Raw genomic sequence first — 15331 nt, 5'->3', positions numbered from 1 at the left:
ACCCACGCGACGTCGGGGGCGAGCTCCAAGGCCCGGTCGAAGTCCGCGACAGCCTCGTCGAGAAGCCCGAGAGCCTGGCGGGTCTGGCCACGACTGCCCAGGGCCACGGGGTCGTCACGGTCGAGGTCGATCGAGCGGTCGAAGTCGGCAAGGGCCTCGTCGAGACGGCCCATCAGTTGGTACGTTTCGCCCCGGCAGGTGAGGGCCCAGGCGAACGTGTCGTCGAGGTCGACGGCGCGGTCGAAGTCGGCGAGCGCTTCCTCAAAGCAGCCACTCAGTGCGTGGTTCTCACCTCGGCCGACGATCCAGGCCGGGTTCGCGTTGGCTTCGATGGCGCGCGTGTAGTCGGCGATGGCCTCGTCGTAGCGGCCCACGGCCTGGTGAGTCTCGGCACGGCCGGCAACGGCCCAGGCAAGGGCGCCGTCCAACCCGAGGGCACGGTCGAAGTCGGCCAGGGCCCGATCATGGTCGCCCATGGCCTGGTAGGTCTGGGCACGGCTGGCAACGGCCCAGGCAAGGGCATCGTCCAACCCGAGGGCACGGTCGAAGTCGGCGAGTGCCTCGTCATGGCGAGCCATCAGACGGTGGGTTTCGCCGCGGGCCGAGATGGCGAAGGCGAAGGTGTCGTCGAGTTCGACAGCGCGGTTGAGATCGGCCAGAGCCTCCTCGTAGCGGCCGAGTACCTGGTAGGTCTGGCCGCGATTGGCCAGGGCCAGAGCAGAGTTGCCGTCGAGTTCAAGGGCGCGGTCGAAGTCCGCCAGAGCCTCCTCGTAGCGCCCCAGCAACCGGAGAACCTCCCCATGTCCGGCGACGACCCAGGCAGCGGTGCTGTCGAGCTCGATGGCGCGGTCGTAGTCGGCCAGGGCCTCGTCATAACGCCCCATGGCCACATAGGTCTCGCCGCGGCAGCTGAGCACCCAGGTATCGGCGTTGTTGGCGGCGAGGACCCGGCCGAAGTCGGCGAGGGCCTCGTCGTAGCGCATCATCACCTGGTACGCCTGGCCCCGGCTGGTCGTCACCCAGGGGAGGGTGGAGTTGCCTTCGACGGCGCGGTCGTAGTCGGCGAGAGCCTCGTTGTGACGGCCCAGGGTCAGGTGTGTCTTGCCGCGGCCGACGAGGGCCCAGGCGTCCTTGGGCTCGAGTTCGATGGCACGGTCGAAGTCGGCGAGCGCCTCATCGTGACGGCCCAGGGCCAGACAGGCCTCTCCACGGCTGGAGTGGGTCCAGGAGTCGGCCGGCTCGAGTTCAAGGGCGCGGTCGAGTTCCGTGAGGGCCTCGTCGTTACGGCCCATCTGACGGAGTGTTTCGCCACGGCCGTAGTGAGCGCGGGCCAGGTCGGGGTCGGCCGCCAGTGCCGAGGCGTACTCGGCCAGCGCCTGTTCGTATCGGAGGGCGTTGCGGTGCTCGCGGCCGCGCAGGGTGTGGGCGAGGGCACGATCGGACGGGGTGAGCTCCGGTGCCGTCAGCAGCCTCGTCAGCGTGTTGAAAACGACGGTGCTTTCGTCTGTCTGCGCCGACGAGAACTGCAGGCCGCGCACCCAGTCAATGAGGGGTGCCGCATCGGCGTCCTGGCTTGCCTGCACCAGCATCTGGACCCAGCGCCGCAACAGGGCGGGTCCTTCGTCGCAGGCCTGCATGACGTCGCGGAGGGCGTCGGCCAGGGCCTGGCGAGGATGCGCGCACAGGTGGTGGTAGGTCTCGTTGAGCCGGTGTTCTCGCCAGGCGGTGTCCTCCCAGAACCTGCCGGAGGGGAGGGTCTCCTCCAGCGTCTGGCGCCGTTCCTGGTAGGCGCGGGCCAGGTGCGCGTGCTGTTGCCGCCAGCGGGCGGGCGACTGGGTGCGTTGCAGACGGAGCATCGGAGAGCGGACGACGTCGTGGTACCGGCAGCGACCGGCCTGCCCGGTGACGAACGGCAGACTGCGAAGCCACGCGTACTGGCCGGCGACCGTGTCGGGGACGATGACACGGAAGATGTCCTCGTCCAACTGCAGGGGCAGGGCGCAGGCCCGGGCGGCCGCCTGCTGGTCGGGGTCGGTTATCCACTTGAGGAACCGCTCGACGGCGGTGTCGGAGGGATCGCCGACCTCGTCGGAGTCCTGGGGGCGGTTCTGCGCAAGAGTGGCGACGAGAACCGGAAGCCGGCCGGTGAGGCGGAAGATGACCTGGATGACGTCCTCGTTGGTGATGCCCCGCACAGCCAGCAGCTGGCGGGTCTCGTCCTCGGTGAACACGCCCAGCGGCACCTTCGTCACGAGATCCAGGTGATCTCCCCAGTACCGACGGTCGAGTTCCCCCTGGCCTGCCAGGACGGCCACGACATTGGTGGGCAGCTCCAGGTACTCGTCCCCGACCAGGACATCCCGCAGCCACTCGGTCAGCACGGGGCCGGTCCGCTCGAACACGTCGAAGAACAGCACCACGCGCGGTCGTTGTCCGGCCACCTCGGCGAAGTCTTCGAGGAAGACCGGGGTGAGCACCCGCACCGGCGACATCACCAGATGGACGTCGGAGTGATTGCGGAACTTGGCGGCCAGTGCGGCGCGCACGCGATCAGCGCCCTGCGCCAGTTGCTGCGGGTCCATGGCACCGGCGATCGGGCCCATGCCGGGCAGCAGTCCCAGACCGAAGAGGCTCCCCTGGGCCAGGAGCGTGCCAGTGGTCGACGGGCCGACGGCCGCCGTGTCCGCGGGCTGGCCGTCGCTCGCGGAGTTCTCCGCTTCGTGCCGACGCTGCCGGTAGGCCGCCAGCAGCTTCTCGAACCCCTTCAGGGTCACCCCCTGCCGGGCGAACTGGGCGCTGATCGCCGCCATGGCCTCGACGACGCTGTGCACGTCGTCGTCGATATAGGCGGTCACCGCCCCCGACTCGCGGGCTGCCGCCTCCCACTGGCGAACCAAAGACGTTTTGCCCACGCCGGCATGGCCATGTACATGGAACAGGTACTGGAAGGCGTCACTTTCCGGATCTCGCGCGAGGTTGTCCTGGAATCCGGTCAGCTCTCTGTGCCTGCCGACGAAGCCGCTGTGCCGGCGTCGCCGGTTCACCTCCTGGCGGGACAGCCCCTTCTCCGGCATCCGCACCACCCCCTGGCTCTAGGATGCCGTCAACCGGTACGAGATACACCAGGGCGACAACCGCAGGGGGAAAGCGACCGCGCCCCGGTCGGTGGAAGCCGGACCAGGGGCGCGGAACGGGAAAACCGGAAGCGCTCAGAGGAACGAGTTGATCTCGATCGTCTCGTCGCGGCCCGGGCCCACGCCGATCGCGGAGATCGGGGCGCCGGACATGTCCTCCAGCGCCTTGACGTAGTTCTGGGCGTTCTTCGGGAGGTCCGCGAAGGACTTGGCCTTGGTGATGTCCTCGGACCAGCCCGGCAGGGTCTCGTAGATCGGCTTCGCGTGGTGGAAGTCGGTCTGGGAGTACGGGAGTTCCTCGACGCGCTTGCCGTCGATCTCGTACGCGACACAGACCGGGATCTGCTCCCAGCCGGTGAGGACGTCGAGCTTGGTGAGGAAGAAGTCGGTGAGGCCGTTCACGCGGGTCGCGTAGCGGGCGATGACGGCGTCGAACCAGCCGCAGCGGCGGTCCCGGCCGGTGGTGACGCCCCGCTCGCCGCCGATCCTCCGCAGCGCCTCGCCGTCCGCGTCGAAGAGCTCGGTCGGGAACGGGCCGGCGCCGACGCGGGTCGTGTACGCCTTGAGGATGCCGATGACCCGGCTGATCTTCGTCGGGCCGACCCCGGAGCCGGTGCAGGCGCCGCCGGCCGTCGGGTTGGAGGAGGTGACGAAGGGGTACGTGCCGTGGTCGATGTCGAGCAGCGTGCCCTGGCCGCCCTCGAAGAGCACGACCTTGTCGTCCTCCAGGGCCTGGTTGAGGACCAGGACCGTGTCGGCGACGTACGGAGCGAGCTTCTCCGCGTAGGCCAGCAACTCCTCGACGACCTGCTCGACGGCGATGGCGCGCCGGTTGTAGAGCTTGGTCAGCATCTGGTTCTTGACGTCGAGGGCCGCCTCGACCTTCTGGGTCAGGATCGACTCGTCGTAGAGGTCCTGGACCCGGATGCCGACGCGGTTGATCTTGTCCGCGTAGGTGGGACCGATGCCGCGCCCGGTCGTGCCGATCTTCCGCTTCCCGAGGAAGCGTTCCGTCACCTTGTCGACGGTCACGTTGTACGGCGTGATGATGTGCGCGTTGCCGCTGATGAGGAGCTTGGACGTGTCGACGCCACGCTCGTTCAGACCGCTCAGCTCGGAGAGCAGGACCGACGGGTCGACGACGACTCCGTTGCCGATGACCGGGACACAAGTAGGCGAGAGGATTCCGGAAGGGAGCAGGTGCAGTGCGTACTTCTGGTCGCCGACGACGACCGTGTGACCGGCGTTGTTGCCGCCCTGGTAACGCACCACGTAGTCGACGGATCCGCCTAGCAGGTCCGTCGCCTTTCCCTTGCCTTCGTCACCCCACTGAGCACCGAGCAGCACAAGTGCGGGCACGCGCGTACACCCCTTCCGGGCGGGGCATGTCCAAGGTCAGGGGCGTACGCGTAAGGTTCGTCGCCGCGTACCACCGCGGCCGTCGTTGGCCGCACAACCGTCGGACCCGGATGCCCCGGAATAGACGAAGCCCCTGGCGCAATAGCGCAAGGGGCTCTTGCACAGTGATGCTACCCGAGGAAGCGAGGCACGACCGAGGTGGCGACATTCGCGACGTCCGATCAGCTGCTCGTGATCATCGATCCGGCGGCATGGGAAAGGGACGGTGAATCCGTCCGGATCGCGAAAGACGTGCTCAGCGCGGGTGCGGCCACGAAGGTGTGCATGCCGGACGGCCCCGAGGAATTCGCCCGCGTACTGGCCCGCAGGGGCTCGCGGCGCCCGGTGGTGGTGGGCGACGACGGCGCTCTGGTGCGTGCGGTGACCCTGTTGCACCGGCAGCGGGAGCTGGCCGGATGTGTGCTGTCCATGGTCCCGGTGGGCGGCACGCTGGGCGTCGCGCACGCGCTGGGCGTGCCCGACGGTGCGGTGGCGGCGGCCCGGGCGGTCCTGGACGGGGTGGAACGCCGGCGGGATCTCCTCGTCGACGACAGCGACGGGGTGGTGCTGGGCGCGCTGCGGATCCCGCCGCTGGCGGCCCTTGCCGAGGCTCCGGAACCGGTAGGGGCGCGCGGCTGGCTGCGGCCGTACCAGCACCTCGTACGGTCCCTGGGCGCCCGCCCGGCCCCGGCGGTGCCCCGCCCCGGCCCCGCGCGGCTGCGGATCGAGGTCGACGGCGAGACGGTGGTCGACCTGGACCAGCCGGTGGAGAGGGTGTCCGTGACCCCGGGCGGCCGCGGCGGCCTGGCCGAGGTGGAGGTGCGCCCGCTGTCGGTGGGCGCGGAGGCGACCCCGGTGCGGGCCGCCGGGCGGACGGTGACGGTGGCGGGGTCGGATTTCCGCTACCGGGCGGACGTGACGGTGGCGGGGCCGGTACGACGGCGGACGTGGCGGGTGGTCGAGGGCGCCTGGGGGCTCACGGTGCCGCCGTCCTGAGCGGCGGGACGCGGGCCGTGCCGACCGGCGAGACGCGGGCCGTACCGACCGGCAGGACACGGGCCGTGCCAACCGGCAGGACACGGGCCGTACCGACCGGCAGGACGCGAGCCGTACCGACCGGCAGGACGCGAGCCGTACCGACCGGCAGGACGCGAGCCGTACCGACCGGCAGGACACGGGCCGTACCGACCGGCAGGACACGGGCCGTGCCAACCGGCAGGACACGGGCCGTGCCAACCGGCAGGACACGGGCCGTGCCAACCGGCAGGACACGGGCCGTACCGACCGGCAGGACGCGGGCCGTGCCAACCGGCGGGACGCGGGCCGTGCCAACCGGCGGGACGCGGGCCGTACCGACCGGCAGGACGCGAGCCGTACCGACCGGCAGGACGCGAGCCGTACCGACCGGCAGGACGCGAGCCGTACCGACCGGCAGGACACGGGCCGTACCGGGCCCGCGCTCACCCCTCCAGCGGTGCCGGCCCGTCCGACTCGTCCTTGAGCGCCACCCCGGTCAGGCCCAGCTCCCGCGCCCTGCCCATGAGCGCGGCCAGTTTCGCCGCCGCGGCCTCGTACGGCAGGCCCAGCGGGGGGCGGATGTTGGAGAGGCAGTTGCGGTCGGCGTCCGTCGTCACTCCCGGGACGGGCCGGTAGGTCAGGTACGCGCCGAGGGAGTCCGCCGCGGACATCCCGGGGCGTTCGCCGACCAGGACGACGGCCATCGCGGCGTCCATGGCGTGGGCGATGTCGTCGCCGAGGGCCACGCGGGCCTGTTCGGCCAGGACGACCGGGGCGATCCGCCAGCCCGCCAGCCGGGCCGCCGTCGCCCGGAGCACCGCCGCCGCGTGGTCGTGCACCGCCCGGCTGGAGAGCCCGTCGGCGACGACGAAGACCACGTCCCAGGGGCCGACCGGGAGGTGGGCGCGGTCCGTGGGGTCGAGGCGGCGCCCCAGGTCGGGGCGCTGGAGGTACGTGAGCCGGTCACCCGCCGCGCTGCGGACCCGTACCGTCGGCACACCGGTCAGTTCGGCGGCGATCAGGTCGGGGTCGAACGGCGAGTGCACCGCGTCCCGGGCCGCCGCGTGGGCGGCCTGGAGGCCGAGGCGGTGGCGGGTGGGGAGGGCGGAGCCGGAGCGGCCGAGGCCGATCCTGGCCTGGGTGTGCCGGCGCAGCAGCGGCCACAGTTCGTCGGACGCGACGGTCGTCGGCTCGGTCATGCGACCAGTTCCCTTCCGATGGCCGTCAGCGGATGGCCGCTGACCTCGCGCAGGCCGCCGTTCTCGTCCAGCAGCCCGATCGACGCCAGCCACGCCTCGAACTCGGGCGCCGGGCGCAGGCCCAGCACCTCGCGCAGGTAGAGCGCGTCGTGGTAGGAGGCGGACTGGTAGTTGAGCATGATGTCGTCGCCGCCCGGGGTGCAGATCACGAAGGAGGCGCCGGCCACGCCCAGCATGGTGAGCATCGTCGCGATGTCGTCGTCGTCCGCGTCGGCGTGGTTGGTGTAGCAGATGTCCAGGCCCATGGGCAGGCCGAGGAGTTTGCCGCAGAAGTGGTCCTCCAGGGCGGCGCGCAGGATCTGGCGGCCGTCGTAGAGGTACTCCGGGCCGATGAAGCCGACGACGGTGTTGACGAGCAGCGGGTCGTAGCGGCGGGCCACCGCGTACGCCCGTGCCTCCACCGTCTGCTGGTCGACGCCGTGGTGCGCGTCGGCCGACAGGGCGCTGCCCTGGCCGGTCTCGAAGTACATGACGTTGTCGCCGACCGTGCCCCGGCCGAGCGCCCGTGCCGCCTCGTACGCCTCGTCGAGCAGGCCCAGCGTCACGCCGAAGGAGGCGTTCGCGGCCTGGGTGCCCGCGATGGACTGGAAGACCAGGTCCACCGGGGCGCCGCGTTCCATCAGGTCCACGCTCGTCGTGACATGGCACAGGACGCAGGACTGGGTGGGGATGGCGTAGCGGCTGATCACGCCGTCCAGGAGGTCCAGCAGGTCGCGGACCGCACGGGGGCTGTCGGTGGCCGGGTTGATGCCGATCACCGCGTCGCCGGAGCCGAGCAGGAGGCCGTCGAGGAGGGCGGCGGCGACGCCGGCCGGGTCGTCGGTGGGGTGGTTGGGCTGGAGGCGGGTGGCGATCCGGCCGGGGAGGCCGATGGTGGAGCGGAAGGCGGTGACGACCCGGACCTTGCGGGCGACGGCCACCAGGTCGGCGTTGCCCATCAGCTTGGACACCGCGGCGACCATCTCCGGGGTGAGCCCGGGGGCGACGGCGGCGAGGGCGGCCGCGTCCGCCGCGTCCGAGAGCAGCCACTCGCGGAACTCGCCGACCGTCAGCCCGGCGACCGGCGCGAACGCCACGGGGTCGTGGGTGTCCACGATCAGCCGGGTCACGTCGTCGTCCTCGTACGGGATCACCGGCTCGGCCAGGAACCGGGTGAGCGGCACCTCGGCCAGCGCCCAGCGGGCCGCGACCCGCTCCTGGGCGGAGGCGGCGGCGAGGCCGGCCAGCCGGTCGCCGGAGCGTTCCGGGCTCGCGGCGGCCAGCAGCCGGGCGAGCGAGCCGAACCGGTGGCGGTGGCCGCCGAGGGTGGCGGTGTACGTGCTCATGGCGGCGACCGTACGAGGGGCGTGTTGCCGCCAGATTTCTAAAGGTCTGGTTGACAAACATTTAACGCACCGAGACCCTTGGCCGACTCATTCGGACTACAGAGTTCCCGTCCAGTACCGCACCGGACCACCAGGAGAGGGGCCATCCCGATGGCAGTGGACGAGGGAGTCGCCCCAGCGGCGAACACCAGTGAGGACAAGGCCGTTCACCGGCTCAAGCCCAACGCCATCGGCCTGCTGGGCGTGGTGTTCATGGCCGTCGCGACGGCCGCGCCGATCACCGCGATGACAGGCAACGTGCCCTTCATGGTCTCGTCGGGCAATGGCATCGGCGCCCCGGCCAGCTATCTGGTCGCAATGGTCGTCCTGGCGATCTTTTCCGTCGGCTTCACGTCGATGGCCAAGCACATCACCTCCACCGGCGCCTTCTACGGCTTCATCTCCTACGGCCTCGGCCGCACCGTCGGCCTCGCCTCCGGCCTCCTCGCGACCTTCGCGTACGTCGTCTTCGAACCGGCCCTGATCGGCATCTTCTCGGTCTTCGCCAACACCACGCTCAAGGACCAGACCGGCCTCGACATCCCCTGGTGGGCCTTCGCGATCCTGATGCTCGCCATCAACGCGACCGGCACCTGGTTCGGGGTCTCGGTCGCCGAGAAGCTCCTCGTCGTGCTCCTCGGCACCGAGGTCACCGTCCTCGCGGCGATGGCGATCTCCGTCGCCCTGCACGGCGGCGGCCCGCACGGCTTCACCTTCGGGCCGGTCAACCCCGTCAACGCCTTCAAGGGCACGTCCGCCGGGCTCGGGCTCTTCTTCGCCTTCTGGTCGTGGGTCGGCTTCGAGTCGACGGCGATGTACGGCGAGGAGTCCCGCGACCCGAAGAAGATCATCCCCAAGGCGACGATGATCTCGGTCCTCGGCGTCGGCGTCTTCTACGTCTTCGTCTCCTGGATGGCCATCATCGGCAACGGCGAGACGGAGGCGGTGAAGGCGGCCTCCTCCGCGAACCCGCTCGCCCTCTTCTTCAACCCGACCGAGCACTACGTCGGCCACTGGGCGGTCGTCGTGATGCAGTGGCTGATGATCACCGGCTCGCTGGCCTGCGGCATGGCCTTCCACAACTGCGCCGCCCGCTACATGTACGCGCTGGGCCGCGAGGGCGTCCTCCCGAAGCTCCAGCGCACGATCGGCCGTACGCACGCCGAGCACGGCTCCCCGCACATCGCGGGCCTGGTGCAGACGGTCGTCTCCGCCGTGCTGATCGCCGCCTTCTGGGCCGCGGGCAAGGACCCGTACAACGCCCTCTACGTCCTGCTCGCCATCCTCGGCACCATGGCGATCCTGGTCGTGCAGGCGGTCTGCTCCTTCGCTGTCCTCGCCTACTTCCGCAAGAACCACCCCGAGAGCCGGCACTGGTTCAAGACCTTCACCGCCCCGCTGATCGGCGGGATCGCGATGCTTGCCGTGGTCGTCCTGCTGGTGTCCAACATGGGCGTCGCGGCCGGCGCGGAGTCCGGGTCGCTGCTGCTGAAGGCGACCCCGTGGCTGGTGGCCCTGGTCGCGGCGACCGGCATCGGCTACGCCCAGTACCTCAAGCACCGCGCACCCGAGCGGTACGCGCTGCTGGGACGGACGGTGCTGGAGGAGACCAGGGAGCGGTGACCGGGGAGCGGTAGTGCCGGGCGGGGCGGGCCGAGCCGGTCCGCCCTCCCCGAGGCGGGGTCAGTCCGTGCCGAAGAGGCGGTCGCGGTGCACCCGCCACCGTTCCATCATCTCGACGACCTCCCCGTCCACGAACTCGAAGAACGCGAGCGTCTCGGCCATCCGCCGCCCCGCCGGGGTCTCGGGGCCGAGACTCGCCACGCCCTCCCGCAGCGCGCCCTCCCACCGCTTGATCACGGCCTCCCGGTTGGTGAGCGCCTCGTACCACTGGTTGCTGTGCACCCGGTACCGCTCCCGCCGCGAGCCCGGTTCCCGCTCCCGCGCGACCATGTGCTGCTGGGCGAGGTAGCGCACCCCGCCGGACACCGCCGCCGGGCTGACCTGGAGCTGCTCCCCCAGTTCGGCCGAGGTCAGGGTGCCCGAGTCGGAGGACAGCAGGGCCGCGAAGATCCGGGCCGGCATGCGCTGCATCCCGGCCTCGACGAGCTGCGCCGCGAAGCTCTCCACGAACCTCGAGACCGCCTCCTGGTCGCGCCCCGCCGCATCCGTAGTCATGGTCACCAGCCTATCGGCGCTTCACTTTGTTTCTACGCTTCCTTAACTTCACAATCTTCTGAAGAAAGCGTACGTTCTGAAGCATGACGAAGGCAATCACGGTCGCCGGGCTCCACAAGTCCTTCGGCCGCACCCAGGCCCTGGACGGCCTCGACCTGGACGTCGAGGCCGGTGAGGTGCACGGCTTCCTCGGCCCCAACGGCGCCGGCAAGTCCACGACCATCCGGGTCCTGCTCGGCCTGCTGCGCGCCGACTCGGGCGCCGCGCAGGTCCTGGGCCGCGACCCCTGGACGGACGCAGTGGACGTGCACCGCCGGATCGCCTACGTCCCCGGGGACGTGACCCTGTGGCGCAACCTCTCCGGCGGCGAGGTCATCGACCTCTACGGCCGGTTGCGTCAAGGGGGCCGCGCGAAGCGCGTCAGGCAGGGTGGTGGTGGGCGACGGGCGGGCGGCCTGGACCCCGCCCGCCGCGCGGACCTGATCGACCGGTTCGAGCTGGACCCCACCAAGAAGGGCCGCACGTACAGCAAGGGCAACCGCCAGAAGGTCGCCCTGGTCGCCGCCTTCGCCTCCGACGTGGACCTGCTGATCCTCGACGAACCGACCTCCGGCCTCGACCCCCTCATGGAGGAGGTCTTCCGGCGCTGTGTGGAGGAGGAGCGCGACCGGGGCCGTACGGTCCTGCTCTCCTCGCACATCCTCAGCGAGGTCGAGGAGCTCTGCGACCGGGTCAGCATCATCCGCGCCGGCCGCACCGTCGAGTCCGGTTCGCTCGCCGACCTGCGCCACCTCACCCGCACCAGCGTGACCGCCGAACTCGCCGGTCCCCCCAACGGCCTGGCCCGCCTGCCCGGCGTCCACGACCTCGACGTCCAGGGCCACCGGATCCGCCTCCAGGTCGACACCGACCAGCTCACCGCCGTACTCCGCTCGCTGTCCGAGACCGGCGTGCGCTCCCTCACCTCCACGCCCCCGACCCTGGAGGAGCTCTTCCTGCGCCACTACCAGGACGACACCGAGCGGGTGGCGGCCCGATGACCACCCTCACGGGCACCGGCACCCTGCTGCGCTTCGCCCTGCGCCGGGACCGCGTGACCACCCCGGTGTGGATCGCGGTGAACACGCTGATGGTCCTCTCCATGCCGAACACCCTGAAGGGCCTGTACGGCACGGACGCCGAACGTGCCGACCTGGTACGGCAGGTGGACACCAACGCCTCCTTCCGCGCCCTGATCGGCCCGCTCTTCGACACCTCGCTCGGCGGTCTGACGGCCTGGCGGGTGGGCGTGTACGCCGGGCTGCTCGCGGCCGTCACCAGCCTGCTCGTCGTCGTACGGCACACCCGTGACGAGGAGGAGACCGGCCGCGCGGAACTGCTGGCCTCGGGTGCGGTGGGCCGCCGGGCGTCGCTGACGGCGGCCCTGCTGGCGGCGGCCGTGGCGAACGGGGTACTGGCCCTGCTGGTCGCCGCCGGACTGTCCGGGCAGGGCACGGCCGGGGCGCTGGCCCTGGGGCTCGGCCTCGGCGCCGTCGGCATGGTCTTCGCGACGACGGCGGCGATCGTGGCGCAGCTGACGGAGAGCGCGCGGCTGGCGCGGGGGCTGACGTCGGGGGTCCTGGGCGCGGCGTTCGTGCTGCGCGCGGCGGGCGACTCGGCGACGACTGGGGGCACCTCCCAGGCTTTCGGCACTGGGGGAGGCTCGTCGGTGTGGACCTGGCTCTCCCCCCTCGGCTGGCTGGAGAACCTCCGTCCCTTCGCCGCCGCACGCTGGTGGGTACTGCTCCTCTTCGCGGCGTCGGTGCTGGTACAGGCCGCAGTGGCCTACGTGTTGGCCGGTCGCCGTGACCTGGGCATGAGCTTCTTCCCTGCCCGCCCCGGCCCGGCCACCGGCCGCCTCGGCACCACGGCCGCACTCGCCTGGCGGCTCCAGCGGGGCGGGGTGCTCGGCTGGTCGCTCGGCTTCTTCCTGGCCGGGGTGATCTACGGCGGTCTGACCGAGGGGGCGGCCGACCTGGTCGGCGACAACCAGAACGCCCGCGAGATCTTCGAGCGGATGGGCGGCCAGAGCGGGTTGACCGACGCGTTCGTCGCCTCAATGGTCGGCATGCTGGGTCTGATCGCCGCGCTGTACGTCGTGGCATCCGTCCTCCGCCTGAACGGCGAGGAAACCTCGGGCCGTGCCGAACCCCTGCTGGCCTGCGCGGTGAGCCGACCGCGCTGGGCGGCCGGCCATCTGACGATCGCCTTCGGCGGCTCGGCCCTGATCATGCTGCTGGCCTCGGCGGGCTTCGCGGTCGGCTACGGCAAGGAGGTGGGCCCCATCGTCGGCGCCTGCCTGGTGCAGCTCCCGGCGGTGTGGGTGATCGGCGGCCTGGCGGTGCTCCTGTACGGCGCGGCTCCCCGCCTGGCCCCGGCCGCCTGGGGAGTGGCGGTGGCGGTCCTCCTCATCAGCTGGGTGGGCCCGGCCCTGAACGCCCCGCAACTCGTCCTCGACCTCTCCCCCTTCGGCCACCTCCCGAAGCTGCCGGGCGGGGAGATGGCGTGGACACCGGTGCTGGTCCTGCTGGCTCTGGCCGTGGGGTTGACGGCTGCGGGCCTGACGGGACTACGCCGCCGGGACCTGACGGCCTGACCGGCCGGGCGGGCGGTGGGCGGGCGGTGGGCGGGCGGGCTCCCGACCGGCTGGGCGGCTGGCGGCTCGCGGGTGGCGGGTGCCGGGTGGCGGCTGGCGGCTCGCGGGTGGCGGCAGGCGGCTGGCGGCTCGCGGGTGCCGGGTGCCGGGTGCCGGGTGCCGGGTGGCGGGTGGCGGGTGGCGGGTGGACGGGAACCTCCGGGCGGTCCGCGCACGTCCCTCCCTGGCATGGGACAACGCACACAGGCCGCGGCGGGCTGTCTGACGGCGGCGGTCGGAGCAGGGGCGGGACTCGCGGTGTGGGCGGTCGACGTCCGGTCGCGGCTGTGGCGCTTCGAACAGGCCCCGGACTTCAGCGTCCTCTACGCCGAACTCCCGCCGGCCGTCCTCGGTGGCACCGCCGCAGCGCTCGCCGTCTGGGCCCTGGTCCGGCGCCTCTGACTCCGGAGACAAGTCCATGTACGGCGCAACCGTCGGGCACTCCGCCGAGTCTTCCACCACGTTGCGGGACGGACAGGCCGCCTCCGTATACACGTGTACGACGTGGAGGGGGAGCCCACATGGCACGGCAGCGGGCGGAGCACGGCACTTCGGAGGACGGACGTCGGCGGCGGATGCGCCGGGCCGCCGTGTACGGTGCCGCCACGGCCGTCTGTCTCGCGGCCGCGACCGTCGCGGTCGACAGCGTCAAGGGGGTGTCCCAGGGCATCCCCTGGTGGCTCGTCGTGCCGTTCACCCTGGTGTGCGGCGCGTTCGCCGGGTGGGCGGGGGCGAAGACCGGCCGGGAGAACGCCCTCCGTGCGGAGACGCTCGAACCGGGCGAGCAACTGCTCAGCACCTACACCGTACGGCCGCCGTTCACCCCCGGGCGCGGCCCGACTCCGTACGAGAACCCGCCCTTCCAACTGCTGCTGACCTCCCGCCGCCTTCAGCTCTGGGAGCACTCCAACCTGCTGTGGTCCCATCCCTGGGCCGAACTGCGGCTGACCGTCGACGGGCCGCGCCTGAAGGTCTACCACAGGGGCGAGGAGGCGGGCTTCATGATCCTCGAACCCCCGGGCGCGGTCCGGGAGGTCCAGCTCGCGGCCCGCGGCCTGGGGGCGTCCTGAGGTCGGCTAGGCCACGTCCACCCGGAGCCCCTCCAGCCCCCTGATGACGAAGTTGGGCTTGCGCAGCGGCTCCCCGCCCAGGCTCAGCGTCGGCGCCTTCCCCAACAACGCGGTCATCGAGGCCGCGAGCTCGATACGGGCCAGCGGGGCGCCGATGCAGTAGTGGATACCGGCGGAGAAGGAGATGTGCGGGTTCTCCTTGCGGGTGAGGTCGAGTTCCTCGGGGGCGGCGAAGACCTCGGGGTCGTGGTTGGCGGAGCCGAAGAGCATGGCGACCTCGGAGCCCCTCGGGATCGTGGTCCCGTCGATCTCGATGTCGTCCAGCACCCACCTCTCGAAGAGCTGGAGCGGGGTGTCGTAGCGCATCAGCTCCTCGATCGCGGTGGGGATCAGGGAGTGGTCGGCGCGCAGGGCGGCGAGCTGGGCGGGGTTACGGAAGAGGGCGTACCAGCCGTTGACCGTGGCGTTGACGGTGGCCTCGTGGCCGGCGTTGAGGAGCAGGACGGCGGTGGAGATCATCTCCTGCTCGGTGAGCCGGTCGTCGTCCTCGTCGTGCGCGGCGATGAGCCCGGAGATCAGGTCGTCGCCGGGGTGCTTGCGCCGCTCGGCGATCAGCCCCAGCAGGTAGTCGGAGAACTCGGTGCTCGCGCGCACCGCCCTGGCCGCCGTGTCCTCGGACGGGTTCAGCTCGTACATCCCGCAGATGTCCGCCGACCAGGGCCGCAGCGGGGCCCGGTCCGCCTCCGGGATGCCCAGCATCTCGGCGATGACGGCGACCGGGAGCGGTTCGGCGACGTCGGTGAGCAGGTCGCCGCCGCCCTTCTCGACCAGCGCGTCGACGAGCTCTCCGGCGAGCCGGGCGACGTACGGCCTGAGCTGCTCGACCGTGCGCGGGGTGAAGGCCTTCGACACCAGGCGACGGATGCGGGTGTGGTCCGGCGGTTCGAGGTCGAGCATGCCGTGGTCGTTGAGCGTGTGGAACGGCTCGTGCTCCGGCGGGGGTGCGGTCCGCCCGAAGTCCTCGTGCGTGAACCGGTGCTGGTACGTCCGCCCGAGGCGCCGGTCCCGCAGCAGCGCCGAGACGTCGGCGTGGTGCGGAACCAGCCACTGGTGCGTGGGCTCGAAGTACTGCACCCGGCCCCGGGCGCGGAGCTCGGCGTAGGAGGGGTACGGGTCGGCGAGGAAGTCCGGGTCCCAGGGGTCGAAGGCTGCCATGGACGGACGTTAGACCGACGGT

At 71.5% G+C, this 15331-nt stretch carries 12 protein-coding genes; 6 read left to right on the top strand and 6 right to left on the bottom strand.

Annotated elements, in window-relative coordinates; genetic code table 11:
* Both ACFZDK_RS13155 and ACFZDK_RS13150 read right to left on the bottom strand, forming a co-directional pair.
* The coding region (locus ACFZDK_RS13155; protein WP_390972093.1) for a tetratricopeptide repeat protein at positions 1-3074 on the bottom strand (3074 nt) is incomplete at its 3' end.
* A gap of 135 nt (positions 3075-3209) precedes the next feature.
* Positions 3210-4493, bottom strand: a complete 1284-nt coding sequence (locus ACFZDK_RS13150; RefSeq protein ID WP_390972092.1) for an adenylosuccinate synthase — start codon at positions 4491-4493, stop codon at positions 3210-3212.
* Between the two features lie 198 nt (positions 4494-4691).
* On the opposite strand from ACFZDK_RS13150, the gene ACFZDK_RS13145 reads away from it, so the two are divergent.
* Positions 4692-5528, top strand: a complete 837-nt coding sequence (locus tag ACFZDK_RS13145; protein WP_390972091.1) for a diacylglycerol kinase — start codon at positions 4692-4694, stop codon at positions 5526-5528.
* Positions 5529-5992: 464 nt separating this feature from the next.
* Here the strand turns inward: ACFZDK_RS13145 and eutC are convergent, their stop codons facing one another.
* Both eutC and ACFZDK_RS13135 read right to left on the bottom strand, forming a co-directional pair.
* The gene (gene eutC / locus ACFZDK_RS13140) at positions 5993-6748 is read right to left on the bottom strand and encodes an ethanolamine ammonia-lyase subunit EutC (RefSeq protein WP_390972090.1); all 756 of its coding nucleotides are present in this window, start codon (positions 6746-6748) and stop codon (positions 5993-5995) included.
* Complete coding sequence (locus tag ACFZDK_RS13135; protein WP_390972089.1) at positions 6745-8133, bottom strand: ethanolamine ammonia-lyase subunit EutB; 1389 nt, start codon at positions 8131-8133, stop codon at positions 6745-6747. The genes eutC and ACFZDK_RS13135 overlap by 4 nt, the downstream gene beginning before the upstream one ends.
* 150 nt (positions 8134-8283) lie before the next feature.
* Between ACFZDK_RS13135 and ACFZDK_RS13130 the strand changes: the two genes are divergently transcribed.
* Positions 8284-9795 carry an amino acid permease gene (locus ACFZDK_RS13130; RefSeq protein WP_390972088.1) on the top strand — a complete coding sequence of 504 codons (1512 nt, stop codon included), beginning with the start codon at positions 8284-8286 and terminating at the stop codon, positions 9793-9795.
* A gap of 60 nt (positions 9796-9855) precedes the next feature.
* Here the strand turns inward: ACFZDK_RS13130 and ACFZDK_RS13125 are convergent, their stop codons facing one another.
* The gene (locus ACFZDK_RS13125) at positions 9856-10350 is read right to left on the bottom strand and encodes a MarR family transcriptional regulator (protein ID WP_390972087.1); all 495 of its coding nucleotides are present in this window, start codon (positions 10348-10350) and stop codon (positions 9856-9858) included.
* An 83-nt stretch (positions 10351-10433) separates the two neighbouring features.
* Here ACFZDK_RS13125 and ACFZDK_RS13120 point away from each other — a divergent pair, with 83 nt between their 5' ends.
* From ACFZDK_RS13120 to ACFZDK_RS13105, 4 genes are all read left to right on the top strand, one after another.
* Positions 10434-11390, top strand: a complete 957-nt coding sequence (locus ACFZDK_RS13120) for an ATP-binding cassette domain-containing protein (RefSeq protein WP_390972086.1) — start codon at positions 10434-10436, stop codon at positions 11388-11390.
* Positions 11387-12985, top strand: coding sequence for an ABC transporter permease (locus ACFZDK_RS13115; RefSeq protein WP_390972085.1), 1599 nt, complete (start codon positions 11387-11389; stop codon positions 12983-12985). The genes ACFZDK_RS13120 and ACFZDK_RS13115 overlap by 4 nt, the downstream gene beginning before the upstream one ends.
* Before the next feature lie 228 nt (positions 12986-13213).
* Positions 13214-13426, top strand: coding sequence for a hypothetical protein (locus ACFZDK_RS13110; RefSeq protein WP_390972084.1), 213 nt, complete (start codon positions 13214-13216; stop codon positions 13424-13426).
* 119 nt (positions 13427-13545) lie between these two features.
* The gene (locus ACFZDK_RS13105) at positions 13546-14094 is read left to right on the top strand and encodes a hypothetical protein (RefSeq protein WP_390972083.1); all 549 of its coding nucleotides are present in this window, start codon (positions 13546-13548) and stop codon (positions 14092-14094) included.
* Between the two features lie 6 nt (positions 14095-14100).
* On the opposite strand, the gene ACFZDK_RS13100 is transcribed toward ACFZDK_RS13105, so the two are convergent.
* Positions 14101-15309: a cytochrome P450 gene (locus tag ACFZDK_RS13100; protein ID WP_390972082.1), complete on the bottom strand. Its 1209-nt coding sequence runs from the start codon at positions 15307-15309 to the stop codon at positions 14101-14103.
* Positions 15310-15331 lie beyond the last annotated feature (22 nt).

Source organism: Streptomyces sp. NPDC007901 (assembly GCF_042959465.1).
Lineage (GTDB): Bacteria > Actinomycetota > Actinomycetes > Streptomycetales > Streptomycetaceae > Streptomyces.
This window is presented reverse-complemented; position numbering and strand designations above follow the sequence as displayed.